At 64.1% G+C, this 17,560-nt stretch carries 12 protein-coding genes; 8 read left to right on the plus strand and 4 right to left on the minus strand.

All coding sequences use genetic code 11. The features are described from left to right. Positions 1-4 precede the first annotated feature (4 nt). Entirely contained in the window at positions 5-2,254 is a 2,250-nt protein-coding gene (locus tag QRM57_RS08960; RefSeq protein WP_284986330.1) for a S9 family peptidase, read from the minus strand. A gap of 284 nt (positions 2,255-2,538) precedes the next feature. On the opposite strand from QRM57_RS08960, the gene QRM57_RS08965 reads away from it, so the two are divergent. From QRM57_RS08965 to QRM57_RS08985, 5 genes are read left to right on the plus strand one after another with little or no spacing between them, the layout of a single operon-like run. Continuing rightward, positions 2,539-3,246 (plus strand): glycosyltransferase, encoded by a 708-nt coding sequence (locus tag QRM57_RS08965; RefSeq protein WP_257371352.1) that lies wholly within the window; start codon positions 2,539-2,541, stop codon positions 3,244-3,246. Next, complete coding sequence (locus QRM57_RS08970) at positions 3,243-4,685, plus strand: glycosyltransferase family 4 protein (protein ID WP_284986331.1); 1,443 nt, start codon at positions 3,243-3,245, stop codon at positions 4,683-4,685. Before QRM57_RS08965 ends, QRM57_RS08970 begins: the two co-directional genes overlap by 4 nt. A gap of 47 nt (positions 4,686-4,732) precedes the next feature. After that, the gene (locus tag QRM57_RS08975; protein WP_284986332.1) at positions 4,733-7,099 is read left to right on the plus strand and encodes a lipopolysaccharide biosynthesis protein; all 2,367 of its coding nucleotides are present in this window, start codon (positions 4,733-4,735) and stop codon (positions 7,097-7,099) included. Then, on the plus strand, positions 7,096-8,241 hold the full coding sequence (locus QRM57_RS08980) for a glycosyltransferase family 4 protein (RefSeq protein ID WP_284986333.1): 1,146 nt from the start codon (positions 7,096-7,098) through the stop codon (positions 8,239-8,241). Before QRM57_RS08975 ends, QRM57_RS08980 begins: the two co-directional genes overlap by 4 nt. Further along, positions 8,242-9,051, plus strand: coding sequence for a PIG-L deacetylase family protein (locus QRM57_RS08985; protein ID WP_284986334.1), 810 nt, complete (start codon positions 8,242-8,244; stop codon positions 9,049-9,051). It begins immediately after the preceding gene. On the opposite strand, the gene QRM57_RS08990 is transcribed toward QRM57_RS08985, so the two are convergent. The 3 genes from QRM57_RS08990 to QRM57_RS09000 all read right to left on the minus strand — a co-directional run bounded on the left by QRM57_RS08990 (position 9,035) and on the right by QRM57_RS09000 (position 15,156). After that, entirely contained in the window at positions 9,035-9,961 is a 927-nt protein-coding gene (locus tag QRM57_RS08990) for a GGDEF domain-containing protein (protein WP_257371357.1), read from the minus strand. The two genes, QRM57_RS08985 and QRM57_RS08990, sit on opposite strands and share 17 nt — an antisense overlap. After that, a complete protein-coding gene (locus QRM57_RS08995; RefSeq protein WP_284986336.1) occupies positions 9,958-13,269 on the minus strand; it encodes a hybrid sensor histidine kinase/response regulator in 3,312 nt (1,103 codons plus the stop codon). Before QRM57_RS08995 ends, QRM57_RS08990 begins: the two co-directional genes overlap by 4 nt. Before the next feature lie 231 nt (positions 13,270-13,500). Further along, positions 13,501-15,156: an alkaline phosphatase D family protein gene (locus QRM57_RS09000; RefSeq protein ID WP_284986337.1), complete on the minus strand. Its 1,656-nt coding sequence runs from the start codon at positions 15,154-15,156 to the stop codon at positions 13,501-13,503. Positions 15,157-15,270: 114 nt separating this feature from the next. Here QRM57_RS09000 and paaA point away from each other — a divergent pair, with 114 nt between their 5' ends. The 3 genes from paaA to paaC are packed head-to-tail and all read left to right on the plus strand — an operon-like array spanning position 15,271 to position 17,560. Then, a complete protein-coding gene (gene paaA / locus QRM57_RS09005; protein ID WP_284986338.1) occupies positions 15,271-16,266 on the plus strand; it encodes a 1,2-phenylacetyl-CoA epoxidase subunit PaaA in 996 nt (331 codons plus the stop codon). Continuing rightward, positions 16,266-16,643: a 1,2-phenylacetyl-CoA epoxidase subunit PaaB gene (gene paaB / locus QRM57_RS09010; RefSeq protein WP_235517303.1), complete on the plus strand. Its 378-nt coding sequence runs from the start codon at positions 16,266-16,268 to the stop codon at positions 16,641-16,643. Before paaA ends, paaB begins: the two co-directional genes overlap by 1 nt. After that, positions 16,640-17,560 carry a 1,2-phenylacetyl-CoA epoxidase subunit PaaC gene (gene paaC / locus QRM57_RS09015; protein ID WP_284986339.1) on the plus strand — a complete coding sequence of 307 codons (921 nt, stop codon included), beginning with the start codon at positions 16,640-16,642 and terminating at the stop codon, positions 17,558-17,560. Before paaB ends, paaC begins: the two co-directional genes overlap by 4 nt.

Below are 17,560 nucleotides of genomic sequence, written 5' to 3' on the forward strand. Positions count from 1 at the left end.
CCCCCTACTTGAGTCCGGCCCCGGGGAGAAGTTCCGTGGCACCTACGGAATCTGCGACGAACGCGTAGTCCCATGCCCGTTCGCGCCACTGGACGTACCTGCCGGATGCTCCGCCGTGGCCGCCGTCCATCTCGATCTTCATGACGATGGGCTCGGACCCGGTGGAAACATGACGCAGTGCCTGCACCCACTTCGCTGGTTCGACGTAGAGCACCCGGGTGTCGTTGAAGGACGTCACGGCAGCGATCTTGGGGTAGGCCACGGCCGCCACATTCTCGTAGGGAGTGTAGGACTTCATGTAGGCGTAGGCCTCGGGGTCCGTGATCGGGTTACCCCATTCCTCCCATTCCAAGGCGGACAGCGGAAGATCAGGGTCGAGGATGGTGGTCAGGGCGTCCACGAAGGGCACCTGGGCCACTACCGCTGCGTACTTTTCGGGGGCCATATTGGCGATGGCGCCCATGAGGAGACCGCCGGCCGAGCCGCCCATGGCTGCTATGCGTGCGGGGTCAACCCAGCCTGAGCCGGCAAGCCAGTCAGTCGCGGCGATGAAGTCGGTGAACGTGTTCTTCTTGCTGAGCTTCTTGCCGTCCTCATACCAGAGGCGTCCCAGCTCGCCGCCGCCGCGGATGTGGGCGATGACCATGACGATGCCGCGATCCAGGAGTGACAAGCGGGCCACGCCGAAGCCAGGATCCATGCTCATCTCATAGGATCCGTAGCCGTACACCAGGCCGGCCGCGGTGCTGTCCTGCTGAACCGAAGAGTGACGCAGCACCGACAGCGGGACCCGGGTGCCGTCGTCGGCCGTTGCCCATTCGCGGGTGGCGACGTAATCGGCGGACGCGTAGCCACCGAGGACCGGGCTCTCCTTGCGGAGCAGCAATTGACCGGCGGGCAACCCGGGCGTGGGCAGGACGAAGTCGTACACACGCGAGGGCGTGAAGTAGGAGGTGTAGCCCATGCGAATCACGGGGGCTTCGTAGTCCGAGCCGGAAACGCCCGCGGTGTACAGCTCCTCATCGAAAGCAGGCTCCACGGGGTCGCCCTGCGCCGCCGTACCGAGCCCTGCAAGTGGCAGCACCTGTACCCTTTCGATGGTGTCCTTGCGAATGGACAGCACCAGGTGCGTGGACGTTACGCCGGCGCCGTTCACGCGCACCTGCTCGGAATGTTCGACGACGGTCCGCCAGTCCTGCTGCTCAAGCGGCTTGTCGAGCTCAGCAGGGTCCACCAGGCTCACCATGGAGTTGATGGCGTCCTTGTCGTGGGTTACCAGGAGGGTCTCGCGGCCATCGAGCAGGAAGGGCTCTGCTTCGTAAAGAATATGTTCGTCACGGGAAATGACGGTGCTGAGGCCGGCCTCGTAGTCGTCGAAGCGGAGCAGCCTTGTTTCGCTGAACTCGGAGCAGCCGATGCTGAGCACCAGGTGGCGACGGTCGGAGGCGAGGTCGAAACCGAGCCACATGGCGACGTCGTCCTCCTGGTACAGCACCTCATCCTCGGCTACCGGAGTGCCCAGGACGTGCGCTTTCACCTGGTACGGACGCCAGGCGTCGTCCACCACTGTGTAGAAGAGGCGGGTGCCATCGGGGGAGAAAGCCACCCCGTAGAAGATGTTCTCGATGACGTCCGGAAGGAGCTCACCGGTGCGGAGATCCTTGATCCGGAGGGTGAAGCGTTCATCGCCGGCGTTGTCCACGGCATACGCGTAGAGATTTCCGTCCACGGTGACAGCGGCGCCACCGACGCTGAAGAACGGCTTGCCCTCGGCTTCAATGTTGCCGTCAAGGAGGATTTCCTCGCCCGGGAGCTCCACTCCGGCCTCCACTGCCGGCGGAGTCCAGTCCGCGATGGGGTCGCCCGAGTTGCTGGCCCGGACACGGCACTGAATGCTGTACTCCTTGCCCTCCACCGACCGGCTGTAATACCACCAGCCGTCCTTCCTGCTGGGCACGGACAGGTCCGTCTCCTGTGTACGGCCCTTGATCTCACCAAATATGGCTGCGCGCAACGGTTCCTGGTGCGCAGTGACGGCTTCCTGATAAGCATTTTCAGCCTTGAGGTGTTCCACCACCTCTGCCGATTCCTTGTCCCTGAGCCACTCGTAGTTGTCCACGAAGACATCGCCGTGATGCTCGCGGCGAGTGGGTACCCGCTTGGCAACAGGCGGCCCGGCAGTTGTTTCCGGGGCAAGGGTTTCCGGGACGGAGTTTTCCGGGGCGGCCGAAGGAACGGGAGATGCGTGGCTCATGTGGCAACTCTATAGACGGCCTCCGACAACCAACCAGCAATTTCGCTCAGAGCGCCCGGATGCGTTCGCAGCAACGCCAGGAGGTCCACCACGTGGACGGCAAACCGGGATTGGCGTCATGACTTGCAGGGTTCCGCCACTCCATATATTGCGGGCATGTTTTCGTGCCAGCTACCCGGATATTGGAGGCTCAGATGGTTCCGCTGCAATCCCACAGTGTGCACATCGGAAGGAGAGGAGGTCTCCAAGCGCGTCGACATTCAGAGACTTTGCGGCGCTCCCGTGTGGATCTCGAGGTTGTCATCCCGGCTTACAACGAGGCCGCCAGGATTCCAGGCACCCTCCGGCAGACGGCCGATTTCCTGGCTACCCAGCCTTGGTCATCGCGCATCGTTGTGGTGGACAACGGCAGCGTTGATGAAACGGCTGCGGTTGTTCGCAGGATCTCCCGTGAGAAAGGGGGCGTCGTACCCATCTCTGTGGTGGGTTGTTCGCGCCGCGGCAAGGGAGCGGCAGTCCGCCGCGGACTCCTCAGCGGAACGTCCAGGTTCACAGGCTTCTTTGACGCCGATCTGGCCACTCCCCTGGAAACGCTCACTGAAACCATGTCCTATCTGTCCAACGGGGCAGCGGCCGTCATCGCATCCCGCCATGCTCCTGGCTCCACCTTTGTGCGTCCCCAGCACATCGGTCGCCGGGTGGGCGGCACAGCATTCCGGGTCCTGACCCGGTCCAAGGTCAAGGGCATCCAGGACACCCAGTGCGGCTTCAAATTCTTTGAACGCGATGCCCTGACAGCTGCCATGGTGCAGTGCCGCAGCACCGGGTTCGCCTTTGATGTCGAGCTCCTTCTTCGGCTCCAGGACAACGACGCCAGCATTATCGAACTGCCGGTGGCGTGGACCGATGGTGCGGAGTCTACGTTCCGCCCGTTCCAGGACGGAGTTGCCAGCTTTGCCTCGGTGCTTCAACTCCAGAAAGCAACACCATGACCTTTGCTCTACCCGATCTGAACTCTCCCTCCCGGCTCGCGGGGAAGCATCTGCTGGTCCTCAACTGGCGTGACATCAAGCACTCACAGGCTGGTGGCGCGGAGCAATACATGCATGAAATCTCCAGGAGATGGGTGCAGCACGGAGTACAGGTCACCTGGTTCACGGGACGCGACGCCGGTCAGTCGGCGGAGGACCTCATTGACGGCATCCGGATTCTGCGCGGAGGCGGAACCCTCTCCATTTATGCGCATTCGGCGATGCGGCTTCTGCGGACCAGTGGGCAGTTTGATGCCGTAGTGGATTGCCAGAACGGGATTCCGTTCTTCTCTCCTTTGTTCCTCCGGCGGGATATTCCGATCATCCAGCTGATCCACCATGTCCATCAGGAACAGTTCCGTACCAAGTTCTCTCCACCCATGGCCGCGGTGGGCCGGTTCCTGGAAAGCTCAGGGGCCAAGTCCGTGTACGGGCAGCGCTCCATCGTGGCGGTCTCTGCCTCCACGCGGCTGGAACTTCGCAAGCTAGGGTTCACCGGACCGATCCACGTGGTGCCCAACGGCACCATTGATAGCCCGCACGAGGTTTCCGGCCGCGCGCTCAGGCCCACCATCGCCGTCGTCAGCCGCTTGGTTCCGCACAAACGGCTGGACCTGCTGCTGGGACAATTCGCAGTGGCCGCAAGGAGCATCCCCAACCTGCGGATGGACATCGTCGGCGACGGGCCGGAGCGGGCACGCCTGCAGCAGTTGGCCATGGACTTGGGGCTGGACCATGCGGTGACGTTCCACGGCTACCAGCCCAACGACGTCCGTGACGAACTGCTGGGCAGGGCCTGGCTTACTGCCTCCACCTCGGCCTCGGAAGGCTGGGGGTGCTCAGTCATCGAGGCCGCAGCGTGGGGCGTGCCCTGCCTGGGCTTGCGCGTACCCGGTATCAGGGACTCCGTGCTGGACGGCAGGACCGGTTGGTTGGCCGATACCCCCAAAGAGTTTGGGGCGGCCCTGGTCGAGGCGTTGTCGGCCCTGGCCGAGCCTGACGCGGCCAGGGACGTTTCCGTGGAATGCAAGGAATGGGCGAGCTGCTTCACCTGGGACCGCAGCACCAGGCTCCTCACCGGTGTCCTGCTGGAGGAGGAAAAGGCACGACGCGCGGGCGGGGACCTGCGCTCCTTGCACTCGGATCTTTCCACGCTGGTTCGTTTCGAACTCCCTGCGGGGGCGGACCTCAGGGCTGTCCTGCGGGCAACAGACGAAGTAGCGCTGACGGACGACGGCCATATTTCGGTCATGATGAAAGGCCGTGACGAGTTCGAGGCCTTCGCTGCCCTGAAACAGATTGGCGTGGAGACCGTTGAACTCCGTCCGGCAGGACCCAACACCTTGCTTGCGGGTCCCGGGAGTTCCTTTGCTCCCGTCGATGCCGTAGATGGCCAGTAGCGGGCGGTCCCTACGTGGAGGTGTACCTGGAAAGACCACTCACTGGCGTGCCCATCAGGCCAAGGGCCGAACGCCGGGACAAAGCGCCCGCTGACGACGTAAAGATCGCGGAGAACAGCGGCTTCCTGGCGGTCTCGGCGGGGATTGTGGGCGTGGTGAGTTATGCCTGCACCCTTCTCATGGCGAACATGCTGGGGACGGCGGATTACACACTGTTCGCCGCGGCCGCGATGATTCTGGGTGTGGTGGGAATCGTCGCCAACGCGCTGGTCCCGCTGCCCTTGTCGCATGTGGTCGCGGTCCATCCCGAAGGTTCCCGGGAACGGCAGGACGGAGTAGCTTTCTCGGTCTTCGTCTCCTTCCTGGCAGGCCTGCTGGCGGCAACCGTCACCGGGACAGTGACCCTGGCGCTGGCAACGCCTGCGCTGGCGGCCGCAGTGGCTTTGGCTGCCTTGGCAATCTTCATTGTCAATGCGCCCGCCGGATGGTTGCAGGGCGAGCTCCGCTTCAGGTGGTACGCAGCGTCCACCATAGGTGAGGTAGTCCTCAGGCTGCTCTTCAGCCTTCTGGTGATCGTGATGGCGTGGGGTGCCGGGGGAGCAGTCCTGGGCTTCGTCGTGGCGTGTTTCGCGCCCTTGGTGGTGCCACGGTCGTTCTACCGGGACCTCCGTTGGAGGCCACGAGTGCTCCTCGACAGATGGCGATGGGCCGAAACCAGCGATATCGCTTCCGTACTGTGCGTCGTGTCGGTGCTGGTGGGAGTCGATGTCGTGGTGGTGGGGTTCCTGGACAACGGCTCTGCCGCGGCTGCGGGGTTCCAGGCGCTGGCCACCATCGCCAAGGGTCCTGTCTACGTGGCGGCTGGAACGGCTTTGGTGGCATTTCCCCTGTTGCGCACCCCCGGCGCCAGGACAGAGGAGGTGCTGCGTGCATCTTTTGCCTCCTTCGGGCAGCTCGTGGTTGTCGCTTTCGCCATCATCGCCACGGCACCGCCCGTCATGGCGGGCATCATAGTTCCACCGAAATACCACGGTTCCCTCCAGCTGCTGCCGTGGCTTGCCGCCTCGGGCCTTGGCTATGCAGTCCTGATGGTCCTGTCCACCATCCTCCTGGCCATGCGTGCCTATCGCCGTTGCCAGTTGGGATTGGCATGTTCGTGCCTCCTGGTGGTGGGCGGACTATGGGCCGGATGGCAGTTGGATGCAGTCACCGGCCTGGCCGTGGGCTCAGCGGCGGGGGCGGTCCTGTCAGGGGTGGTCCTGGTGGTTTTGGCGTGGCCCGTGCTGACGGAAGCCCGCCCCGGGAAGGGTGCCGGACAGTTCATACTGCTGGCGGCCGGCCTGATCGTCGTCCTGGCAGTTGCTTCCTGGCTGCAGCCCCTGCTGTGGCTCGTCCTGGCCGGAATCAGCGGGGTCGCGGTCCTGGCACACCAACGAAACCTTTTGCCCCACAAGAACGACTTCAGGATGGCCCGGCGTCGTCCGGCCGGTGACCATACCGGCACCTCCGGTCGCCGCTCCACGGTGAAGACACGGCCCACGTGGGCTGCCCGGGCGCTCGCAGGCAACCTGACCGCATTTATCGTGGTGGTTGCCGCAGCGTTCGGGCTCACGCTCAGGTTTGGCGAGGGCATGGAAGCGGCGTTCCAATTTCGCTGGCTGGACGCTGTGATGGGCGCTGTGGGGGTGGGGCTGTGTTTCCTCGTGGCCCGCAGGCTGTCGTCAACTGCTGCCGCGTGGCTGGCCGCCGTGGTGGTGATCGTCGAACCGTTGCTCTTGCGCATCGGAAACCCGACATTCCTTGAGGCGTCAGGGATGGTGGCGGCACTCGCGGCGCCTTTGCTCCTCACAGGTCCCGGGGCTGGTGTCCGGGCCGGGTGGCAGTCTTTCCTGAAGCCGGCGGGGGCCGGGGTCTTATTGGGCTATTGCGCCATCAGCTTGGACGTGTCCTTCATCTGGGTCGTGGCCCCCGTGATCGTAGCAACGGTGTGGAAGAGGACCCTTTCGTGGCGCCAGGCCGTGATGGTCACAGGTTTCGCGGTGGTGCTGTACGCGGATTACGTCATGGTGGCGGCCACCCACGGCTACGCCACAGGCCACGGGTTCCAAGGAGTGCCGCGGATTGCCAAAGAGGTGATCGAACTCAGCGGCACGGGGCACGCCCTGCTGGTGTGGTGCGCTTTGGCAGGCGTTGTTTTGTGTTTCAGCGGCCACGCTGGGCGGCGTCTCCTCGGATTGGGTGGCCTGGCGTTGGGGGCATCGGGCGCTTGGACCGCACTGCTGGGAACGCTCACTGAAGAGTTCGTGTACGCAGTTGCGGTGGCTGGTGCAATCTGCGGGGCCGTGATGGTGGTGGAGCTTGCTGCGCGGTTCTCCACGGCCAGCAAGGTCTACAGAACGGAAAGGCAACGATGAGGGTTCTGCATTTGGGTTTTGAGGACCCGCAAATGCCCGGCGCGGGTGGGGGTTCGGTCCGTACCCACGAGATCAACCGCCGCATTGCAGCGCGAGGTTTCCACGTCACGGTGTTGACCACCCGTTACCCGGGCTGGCAGGAACGGGTCCAGGACGGTGTGCACTATGTACCCATCGGGTTCGGTTCGGGAAGGAACAGGCTGAGCCGCCTGGTGGCGTACGTGGCACGCTTGCCTTTCGAGGTTCGTCGGCGTCGTGACATGGCGGATTTGGTGGTGGAAGATTTCTTCGCCCCGTTCTCCACCATGGCCGCGCCGTTGTGGACGGGCCGCCCTACCGTGGGTGTGGTGCAGTGGTTGCATGCCGAGGATAAGGCGCGGCAGTACAAACTGCCTCTGCATTGGATGGAACGTCTGGGTGTCCGGAAGCACCGACGCCTGATCTCCGTTTCGCAAGGAATAGCGGACCGCCTGACAGGCATAAACCCGGACGTCCATGTGGACGTGATTGGTAACGGGGTTGACCCGGCCGCATGGATACCGGAGCCGCGCTTGGGCAAGGATGTCCTCTTCATCGGCCGCTTGGAGTATGGGCATAAGGGCCTGGACCTTCTCTTGGCAGCCTGGAGCCGGTGCTGCGACCGTGTCGATGGCGATTTGCTGATTGCGGGTTCAGGCCCGGACGAAGAGCGGCTTCGGGAGGCCATCCGTGATGCGGGGCTCACCCACAGGGTAAGGATGCTCGGCTGGCTTAGCGGCGAGGAGAAGTTCCAGGCGCTCAGCAATGCCCGGCTGGTGGTGGTGCCTTCACGCCATGAGACGTTCGGCCTGGTGGCTATCGATGCGTTGGCCACCGGCACCCCTGTGATCACTTTCAACATCCCGTGCCTCCGTGAAATCGTGCCGCCCGGCGCGGGGTGGCTCGTGGAAGCCTTCGATGTGGATGCCTTCGCGGAGGAAATCGCCATCAGATACGCCCAGCCGGGATTGGAACAGGCGGCCGCGCTCGGGCGGGAGTTCGCGACCGGCTACAACTGGGACGCCCTTGCCGCGAAGCAGGCCCAGTCCTACAACGACTCCTTGGCCGCGCTCAGTGACGCCCACACGGATCAGCGCAGACCCACCACCCATGAAAGGGCTTGAATGCCGTACCGAACCAGGATCGAACGTTCGCTGGAAGGCGACGCGCCATGGTTGTTCCTTTCACCCCATCTGGATGACGCGGTGTTGTCCTGCGGTGCGCTCATGGAGGCGCAAGCCCACGGCCGTCAGATCATCGTGGCAACGATTTTCACTGAGGCCGCGCATCAGCCCCATACCAGGGCAGCCCGTTCCTTCTTGCGCCAGTGCACCATCGGCGACGCCGCCCAACTGTACGCGGCCCGGCAAGCGGAGGACAGGGACGTCCTGGAAGGAATGGGCATCCAGTCCATCCACCTGGGGGAGGTCGACGCCCTTTTCCGGCGCCGCCGCAAGCCCGTACGGCTGGGAAGCAGCGCCTGGGAAAGGCTCCTCCCCGAGTTCACCCACCGCTACCCCACGTACCGGTTCGATATCGCCATGGGCCGGATAGCAAGGGGTGACAGGTCGCTTATCCGGAACCTTCGCTCCGACGTCGCAGCGCTTATGACCCACACCAAAGCCGAGCTGCTCTTTTGCCCTGCGGGAGTGGGCAAGCACGTGGACCACCTCATTACCCGTGAGCTCGGCGAAGGCCACCCGGGCAACCTGGTCCTGTATTCGGATTTTCCTTACGACCTGACCCAGCAACCGGACGAACCCCATATGCAGGGATTGGGCTTCGTGCCGTGGTCGTGGGAGCAGGGGCTGTCCGCGAAGCCGCCTCGAATCAGGGAGTACGCCACGCAAGCTGACGCACTCTTCCCCGACGGCGAAATCCCCGTGAAACCGGAAACGTACTTTGTTCCCGGTGTGATCAACGCTCAGCGGTGAGGGCGCTCGCGAGCGTCACACGGTTCCGGCCGGACGCCTTGGCCGCATACAGGGCGAGGTCAGCCTCGCGCAGGAGCTGCTCAGCGCCGGCACGATGCCCTTCGTCGAAGGCAGCCACTCCGGCGCTGATGGTCAGGACACCGTCGGGGTCGCCCGAGTGCTCGATCTGTAAACTGTGCACGGCGGATCGGACCCGTTCCAGGATCACGGCGGCGGTTTCCTCTGACTGTTCCCCCAGCACCAGCAGGAATTCTTCGCCGCCAAAGCGGTAGACGCCGTCGGATTCCCGGACTTCACGGGCCAAGGTGGCGGCGATGGCGACCAGGGCGGCATCGCCTGCCTGGTGCCCGTATATGTCGTTGTAGCTCTTGAAGTTGTCCACGTCCACCATGGCGAGGCAGTAGTCCTTGGGCGTGTTGCCAGCCGGATTGTGCAGTTCGCCGAGGTCTTCGGTCAGCTTGAGCCTGTTGTGCAGCTTGGTCAGGGGATCAGTCCGGGCCTGGTTGCTCAGGGCGGTCCGATACTTGGCCAGGTCGGAGTGCAAGGACGTGATCCGCTGCGCAGCAAGGAGCCGGATGTGCAGGTTGAAGGGGTCCAGGGGCTTGGTGACGTAATCGTCCGCCCCGGCTTCCATTCCCGCGAGCACGTCCTTCCGTGATCCATGCGAGGTCACCAGGATCACGTAGGTGTAGTTGTCATCCTCGGAGGAACGGATCGCCCTGCACAGATCGAGCCCGTTCATGCCGGGCATCATCAGGTCGGTGACTACCGCCTCCGGTGCGTGCGCCAGGTACAGCTCCCAGGCTGAGTCACCGTCCACGGCCACGAGGCATTCGTGGCCCGACTGTTCGACGGCGGCCTTGGTGATCATCCGGGAGATCTGGTCGTCGTCGGCGATCAGTACTTTCATGGAGCTCCCAAGAGTGTGCGCCCAAGGGCATCATTGACCTGGGCGAGTTCCGCCCTGAGTTCGACCAGAAGCCCTGGTCCGGTAGCAGCGATGTCAGGGCCGCCTGCCCGCCCGAGCCGCTCCAGGTTCCTGCAAAGATCCGCTGCGCCAACCGCACCAATGTTTGCTGCTGCACCGGCGAGTTTGTGGGCGGCTGCCTCCACGGCAGCGGCTTGTCCGGCGTCCAAGCCGGATTGGAGCTTTTCCAGGGCGCCTTGCGCGTCCTCCCTGAATGCCTTGATCGCGTCGGGCAGCAGGCCCAGACCATCTTCGGGTCCGAGTTCGCGGAGGATCTGCAGCCGTTGCTCATCCAAAACAACAGCGTTCGACGGCGGTGCTGCCGCCGCCTGCAGCGGTTCGGCGTCCGGCACCCAGCGGCCGAGGACTTCCCGCAAGGTGTCCAGGTCTACGGGTTTGCTGACGTAGTCGTCCATGCCGGCGGCGAAGCAGCGTTCGCGGTCCTCATTCAGTGCCCCGGCGGTCATGGCGATGATGGGGATCCGGGAATCGTTTCCCATGCGAGAACGGATGGCCTTGGTTGCATCGAAGCCGTCCATGACGGGCATGTGGCAGTCCATGAGGACGGCGGCGTAGGCGCCGGTGAGCGCAGCTTCAACGGCTTGGGCGCCGTCTTCGACGATGTCCACGTCGTAGCCGAGCCTGTTGGCCATGCCGCGTGCCACGAGTTGGTTGACCTGGTTATCTTCTGCCACCAGGAGCCTGCCGGCCCGGTGTTCCTGGGACGGCGATGCCGCAGCTGCATTGGAGGGGGCGGCCGGGGAAGCTGTGCCCATTGTCCTGGTGGACATGACCCGCAGGATCCGGTTGTAGAACTCGGAGCTGCGCACGGGCTTGGTGAGGTATTCCCGGATCCCGGCCGCGACGAGGTCTTGCCTGTCCACCATCATGGTGGAGGTCAGCAGGATGATGCCGGGGCCGCCGGAACCGTTGCTTTCATGGTTGATTTGCCGCGCGAGTTCCAGTCCATCGGTGTCCGGCATGCACATGTCCACCACGGCAATGTCGTAGGGTTCGGAGGCTGAGATGGCCGAGCGGTATTCGCGGATGGCGCTGGCGGCATCGGGCACGGCGACGGGCATCATTCCCCAACTGGCCAGCTGGGTTTCGAGCACCAGGCGGTTGGTGGCATTGTCGTCGACCACCAGTACCTTGCGGCCTGAGAGGGAGGCGGGCAGGGCAGCGGTGTCAGACGCCGGGGGCCCGATGGGCAGGTCCAGCACGAACCAGAATTTGCTGCCGTTTCCGGGCTCGCTGTCGAGGCCGATTTCCCCGCCCATGACCTCCGTGAGCCGGCGTGAGATGGCCAGGCCCAGGCCGGTACCACCGTAGCGGCGCGTGGTTGAGGCGTCCGCTTGGGCGAAGGATTGGAACAGTTTGTGGTGGTCTTCGGCGCTGATGCCTATTCCTGTATCCCGGACTTCGAAGCGGAGTGAGGCTTTGTCCTTGTCTTCGCTGAGGACCGAGACCTGGATTTCCACTTCACCGGCCGGGGTGAACTTCACCGCGTTGGAGGCGAGGTTTACCAGGATTTGCCGGATGCGTCCGGCGTCGCCCATGAGCCGTTCCGGAACGGCAGGGTGGCAGTAGGAGATGAGTTCCAGGTTCTTGGCCTGGGCGGCCTCTGCGACGAGTCCCGCCACTTCGTCCACCAAGGCCCGGGGGTCGAACGCATTGACGTCCAGGTCCACCTTCCCTGCCTCCAGTTTGGAGAAGTCCAGGATGTCGTTGATGAGGGTCAGGAGGACCTCGCCGGCGCTCTTCACGCCTTGGGCGTACTGCCGTTGTCCCTCGCTGAGGGGAGTGTCCATCATGAGGGACGTCAGCCCGATCACGGCGTTAAGGGGTGTCCTGATTTCGTGGCTCATGGTGGCCAGGAACTCCGATTTGAGGCGGCTGGCTTCCAGGGCGGCTTCGCGCGCCGCGAGCAGTTCGGCTTCGGCGGTACGGCGTTCGGTGATGTCCCGTGAAATGGTTGCGACGCCCCGGATACCGGACTCGCTGCGGATGGGGGACAGTGTCACCGAGACGGGGATGGTGGTGCCGTCGCCGCGGAGGCGGAGGGATTCGTAGTTGTGCACTTCGCCGCTTTGCGCGGTGTTTTCGAAGGTCATGCGCTCTGTGTCCACCAGGTGCCCTGGAACAAAGAAGTCGCCTTTCCGGCCCAATGCCTCCGAGGCCGGGTAGCCGAAGATACGTTCGGCGCCGGGGTTCCAGCTGGTGATTACTCCATCGGGGGTCTCGCCAATGATGGCATCGCCTGAGGAGTTGACGATCGCGCCGAGGCCTTCAAGTTCCGCCGTGCGCTGGGCTACCTTCGTTTCAAGGTCCCGGGTCAGGGTCACATTTTCGACGACGATCAGCACCTGCCGCACGATCACGAAGCCCACTACTACGAGGCCGGTGACCAACAGGATGGGGTCCTCGCCAATGGGGCGGCTGCGGGAGAAGAACACTGCGCTGAAGACGGGCAGGTAGGGGAGGAGTTCCAACGCCGCAGCGTAGATGCGGCCGTCCTTCCGCATGCTGGTGTTTTCGGGGAGCAGCGGGCTGAGTCCTACCAGAAGGAAGGCGAGCACCCACCCCAGGGCCAGGGGGGATCCGGTGACACCCGTGACGCCTTCCAGGGTGAAGCGCATGTACGCCAGATCGGTAATGGCCAGGATCCAGAACCCGAGTCCCATGCTCAGCCAAGGCAGCCTCCGACCGCGGGCGGCCCTCATGGTCAGGACGATTACCACTGACACCATCAGGACGTCGGCAATGGGGTAAGCCATCTGAGTCGCGCGGGCGAAGGCATCCGGGTCTTTGTCGGCCGCCAAAGGCCCCAGAACAGAACTCCATGCGATGAAGAAGGTGGAACTCGCTACGACGCCGGCGTCCAGGATGGTCCGGCGCAGGGGGAGCCGCAGCCCTTGGCCGCGGAGCAGCAGCACCAAGCCAACGGAAACGGGGAGCGCGTACCAAACAAAGCCGATGTCGGCGAGGGACGGGAAAGGATATTCGTGGTTGAGCGTGATGCCGTTGACGGTCCACACCGCCTGGCCGGCTGACCAGAGCGCCAGGCCGGCCACCACGAACCATTGGCCCAGGGTGTTGACGCGCTTTTTGAGTACGGCGCGGGTGTGGGTGGTCAGTGCGGTGAGTGCAGCGAGAAGGATGGCCAGATCGCCGGCGAGTTGCGCCGTCGTCGTTCCTGCGCCGCTGGCAAGGCCGACAATCAGCAGTATGAGACAGAAGGCGACGGGCACCAGAAAGAGTGGCCATCCCTGACGCCCGAACGAGCGCTCCTGAAGAACCCCGTGCTTCACTCCTGCCACTGAACCCCTGCCTTCGAAAGTGGCCCCACCAAAAGCGAACAACGCGTCTTGCCTTTGCGCTGAGGAGAGCATACGCCGTACATGCCCAACCAGGCAGCAGGCGAGCGCATTTTGGACGCGCGGGCTGCTCCCTGGTTCGGCTGGCCGGCTCCTCGCAGGGAGTCAGCGCTGTGGCGTGAGGGCTTTCGAATACAGCACTGCGCCCAGGGCGTTGCGGAGGCTAACGGTGAAGACGCCATCGTTGGCGATCTCGACGTGCCCGAAGTACTGGTTCTCGCCATCGCGCGGTGACTCGCCGGGGAATCGCCCGGCTTTGGAGAACACCACTTCGGGCCCGAACGTTCCGTCCATGTCGTTGGGACCGAACGAACCCGCGTTGATGGGGCCGGCAACGAACTCCCAGAAGGGATCGAAGTCGGTGAAGGATGCGCGTTCGGGTGAGTAGTGGTGCGCGGCGCAGTAGTGGACGTCAGCGGTGAGCCACACTGTGTTCTTCACGCCATGCTTCTTGAAGGCGCTGAGCACGCCGGCGATCTCCAGCTCGCGGCCCAGGGGCGCCCCGTTGTCGCGGTTGGACAGGCTTTCCTGGTTTACGGCGCCGTCAGGGACGATGATGCCCAGCGGCAGGTCGGCCGCGATGACTTTCCATGTTGCCTTGGATTTGCGGACTTCCTTGATCAGCCAGTCCACCTGCTCCTGGCCCAGGATGTTGGTGGTGTACGGTTCCTTGCCGTCGGTGTTGGGGGACTTGAAGGTACGCATGTCCAGGCAGAAGATGTCCAGCTGGGGGCCGCGCGAAATCCTGCGGTAGATGCGCGCGGGCTGGTATTGGCCGGCGTCGACCTTCCCGGGACGCCAGAGTGCAGCGGCGTCGGCGATCGGCATGTTCTCCTGCCATGCCTGGCGGCCCCTGGCGGCGAGGGTGTTGACGTTCCGTTCTGTGTAGCGGGCATCGTCCAGGATTTGTCCGGGGTACCAGTTGTTGTGGGTTTCGTGGTCGTCCCATTGCGCGATGACCGGGACGTCGGCGAACATGGCGCGCATGTTGGCGTCCATTGAGTTGTAGCGGTGCCGGCCCCGGAATTCCTTGAGGGTTTCGGCTACTTTGGACACTTCTTCAGTGACGATGTTCCGCCACACCTGGCCGTCCTTTTCGGTGACGGTGGCTGTGATGGGACCGTCGGCGTAGATGGTGTCGCCGGAGTGGATGAAGAAGTCCGGTTTGGTGGCGTGCATGGCTTTGTAGCCGCGCATGCCGCCGAGGTCTTCGTTGATGCCCCAGCCTTGGCCGGCGGTATCGCCGGTCCATACGAACGTTTGGGGGTACGACGACGGGCCGCCGCCTCCGCGGGCTGCTTCAGCACCGCCGTCGTTCTTTCCGTTCGTTGCTCCGGGTGCCGTGCTGAACGTACCGCGTACCGCTTCGCCGGGCCCGTTCTCGTCTTCGAAAGTGAGTTCCACCGCGAACCGCGTACCCGCGGGAAGGCCGGTGACTTGGATTTTGGCGGTGAAGTCGCTGGCGTCAGTGGCCAGCGGGCCCCTCAGGGTGCGGGTGAAACCGTAGCGTCCGCGAAGTATTTCTCCTGCGCTGTCCACTGCCTTGAGGGTGGCTGTCATTCGGCCGGGGCCGGAGGCACGGGACCAGAGGACGGCGGAGTCGGTGGTGACGTCGCCGGTGGCAATGCCGGTGGGGAGCGTGAGCCTTTTGCGGACCAGGGGGATGGCGGCGTAGGCCGGAGTGGTTCCGCTGGCGATGCCCGCGAGCGTGAGGCCTGCAAGGGAGGTCTTGACCAGGGTGCGGCGTGTGAAGTCAGTCATGGTCCCACTGTGGCCAGTCCCAGTGAACGGCAGGTGAGTTGGAAGTGGACCTTGACTGAAAACACCCGCTCCGCATATTCTGAACGAACGGTCGGTAATTTATTAGGAGCAACCATGGCATCGCAGAATCTGCAGTCAGTGCCCGCTGAGCTGTCCCCGGAAGAGCAGGAGCGGGAGGCAGCCGGACAGGCGTATTTTGATCGCATCATTTCGGAGGACTCGCGCATCGAGCCGCGCGACTGGATGCCTGCGGCTTACCGCAAGACCCTGCTGCGCCAGATCTCGCAGCACGCACACTCGGAAATCATCGGCATGCAGCCCGAAGCCAACTGGATCACGCGCGCGCCGAGCCTGAAGCGCAAGTCCATCCTCATGGCCAAAGTCCAGGACGAGGCGGGCCACGGCCTGTACCTTTACTCCGCCGCTGAGACCCTGGGCCAGTCCCGGGACCAGATGATGGAAGACCTGATTGCCGGCAAGGCCCGCTACTCCTCCATCTTCAACTACCCCACGATTTCATGGGCCGACATGGGAGCCATCGGCTGGCTTGTCGATGGTGCCGCCATCTGCAACCAGGTGCCCCTCTGCCGCGCCTCGTACGGTCCTTACGGCCGCGCAATGGTGCGCATCTGCAAGGAAGAATCATTCCACCAGCGCCAAGGGTTCGAGATCCTGCTTGAACTCTCCAACGGCACGCCTGCGCAGAAGCAGATGGCCCAGGACGCAGTGAACCGCTGGTACGCACCGTCGCTGATGATGTTCGGCCCGCCGGATGAGGATTCCCCCAACTCCAAGCAGTCAATGGCCTGGAACATCAAGCGCTTCAGTAATGACGAGCTGCGCAGCCGGTTCGTAGGCATGATGGTGGAACAGGTCCGGGTCCTCGGCCTGACGCTGCCTGACAAGGACATCCGTTTCAACGAAGAAACCAAGAAGTGGGAACACGGACCCCTGGACTGGAACGAGTTCAAGGAAGTCCTGGCCGGCCGCGGTCCCTGCAACTCGCAGCGCATCGAGCGCCGCCGCGAGGCACACGAAAACGGTGCCTGGGTTCGCGAAGCCGCTGTGGCGTACGCCCGCAAGCAAGCACAGAAAGAGAACGCAGCATAATGGCTCCCCACGGAAACCCCGAAGCACCTGGCAGCGCCGCCAGCGACATCAACCGCGAGGCTCCCAAGGTCGCGGCCACCACCGAGCAGCACCAGGAATCGCCGTGGTCTCTCTGGGAGGTCTTTGTGCGTTCCAGCCGTGGCCTGTCCCACGTCCACGCCGGCTCCTTGCACGCCCCGGACGCGGCCATGGCCCTCCGGAACGCGCGTGATCTCTACACCCGCCGCAACGAGGGCGTTTCCATCTGGGTTGTCCCGGCCGAGGCGATTTCCTCCAGCGATCCCGACTCCAAGGGTTCCTTCTTCGAGTCCCCGCAGGGCAAGGACTACCGCCACGCAACGTACTACACCAAGAGCGAAGGCGTGAAGCACCTGTGAGCACTCCAGAGACCACTGACTTCGTCATCGAGGGACACGGCGACATTTCCGTCGGTGTCCACGGAGCCGGCGCATCAGGCGACGGTTCGGCCAGTGCCACCCGCATTACCCCGGGCAACGCACTGCGCCCCGAGGACATCGCCCTGGAGATCAGCCGCGGGAAGGTCAAGCCCAGCGAGGATGTCGCCGAGTACGCCCTCCGGATCGGCGACGACGGCCTGATCCTCGCCCAGCGTTTGGGGCACTGGATTTCCCGCGCCCCCGAGCTCGAGGAAGACATCGCACTGGGCAACATCGCCCTGGACCAGTTGGGGCACGCTCGCTCGTTCCTGACCTACGCTGGTGCTGCCTGGGGGAAGTCCGAGGACGACCTCGCCTACTTCCGCCGCGAGCACGAGTTCCGCTCGGCGCACCTCTTCGAGCAGCCCAACGGCGACTTCGCGGTCACCATCGCCCGCCAGTTCATCGTGAGCTACTACCAGTTTGAGCTCTACTCGGCGCTCGCCGCATCGACCGATCCCACCCTTGCTGCTATCTCCGCAAAGGCCGTCAAGGAAGTGGATTACCACCGCGACCACAGCGCCCAGTGGGTGCTGCGCCTGGCCGGTGGCACGGACGAGTCCCGGAAACGCATCATCCAGGGCTTCAAGCTGGTGTGGCCGTACGTGGACGAGATTTTCGAGGACGACGAGCTCACCACCCGTCTCGCCGAGGCAGGCGTTGCTGTCCAGCCGTCCAGCCTCCGGGCAGAATTCGACCGCCTGACCGGCGAAATCATGGCCGAAGCTGAGCTTGAGATCCCCGGCGTTCCGCAGTCCCTGGGCGGCGGCCGCCGCGGCAAGCACTCCGAATTCCTGGGCTACATCCTTGCCGAGATGCAGGTCCTGGCCCGTGAACACCCCGGCGCGAGCTGGTGA

Origin of the sequence: Arthrobacter sp. fls2-241-R2A-172, assembly GCF_030208885.1 — a bacterium.
Lineage (GTDB): Bacteria > Actinomycetota > Actinomycetes > Actinomycetales > Micrococcaceae > Arthrobacter.

What these genes read in the sequence shown, in the direction of transcription:
- QRM57_RS08960 (WP_284986330.1), bottom strand. Translation starts at nt 2,254, where the DNA reads ATGAGCCACGCATCTCCCGTTCCTTCGGCCGCCCCGGAAAACTCCGTC.
- QRM57_RS08970 (WP_284986331.1), top strand. Translation starts at nt 3,243, where the DNA reads ATGACCTTTGCTCTACCCGATCTGAACTCTCCCTCCCGGCTCGCGGGG.
- QRM57_RS08980 (WP_284986333.1), top strand. Translation starts at nt 7,096, where the DNA reads ATGAGGGTTCTGCATTTGGGTTTTGAGGACCCGCAAATGCCCGGCGCG.
- QRM57_RS08985 (WP_284986334.1), top strand. Translation starts at nt 8,242, where the DNA reads ATGCCGTACCGAACCAGGATCGAACGTTCGCTGGAAGGCGACGCGCCA.
- QRM57_RS08990 (WP_257371357.1), bottom strand. Translation starts at nt 9,961, where the DNA reads ATGAAAGTACTGATCGCCGACGACGACCAGATCTCCCGGATGATCACC.
- QRM57_RS09000 (WP_284986337.1), bottom strand. Translation starts at nt 15,156, where the DNA reads ATGACTGACTTCACACGCCGCACCCTGGTCAAGACCTCCCTTGCAGGC.
- paaA (WP_284986338.1), top strand. Translation starts at nt 15,271, where the DNA reads ATGGCATCGCAGAATCTGCAGTCAGTGCCCGCTGAGCTGTCCCCGGAA.
- paaB (WP_235517303.1), top strand. Translation starts at nt 16,266, where the DNA reads ATGGCTCCCCACGGAAACCCCGAAGCACCTGGCAGCGCCGCCAGCGAC.